Origin of the sequence: Streptomyces colwelliae (assembly GCF_048158785.1) — a bacterium.
Taxonomy (GTDB): Bacteria; Actinomycetota; Actinomycetes; order Streptomycetales; family Streptomycetaceae; genus Streptomyces.
Genome location: NZ_JBLTJC010000925.1, coordinates 1 through 493, shown reverse-complemented (window position 1 = coordinate 493; position 493 = coordinate 1). Strand labels below are relative to the sequence as shown.

Below are 493 nucleotides of genomic sequence, written 5' to 3'. Positions count from 1 at the left end.
ACGTCGAAGCGGTAGTCGTTCGACTGACCGATCCAGTCGCCGTCGTCGGCATGGCGTTGTACGACGGCCGCGTCGGCGGTGATCTCGTTCGCCACGGTGCCCGGGGCGAGGGCGAGGCGGACCTTCACCGTGAGGGTCTTGCCGGGGTCGACGGTGAAGCCCGGGAAGCCTTCGTCGAAGGCGCCGACGAGTTCGGCCTCGTCGGTCTTCTCGAAGTGGACCGGGTACGGGCGCGGGCGGGCGCCGTCGTAGAACTCGAGTCTGGGCTGGGACGGTTTCAGGGCGCGTTGCTGGTCGACGAGGACGACGACCGGGTGGATCGCGGTGCAGCGGCGGGTGGTGGTGTTGGTGAGGTCGAGGTACCAGGTGCCGTAGCCGCCGCCGGCCGTGTAGGTGTCGGGGCCGTCGTGGATGCGGGTGGTGAGGGGGAAGGTGCGGGCGCCGGGGGCGGCGCAGGCGGGAGCGGCCGCCGCCGCGTGGGCCGGTGGTGCGG

General features: G+C 72.2%; 1 pseudogene. It reads right to left on the bottom strand.

The annotated features are described in order from the left end of the window. Positions 1-493, bottom strand: a pseudogene (locus ACNFOC_RS55190) (hypothetical protein); the annotation flags it as partial.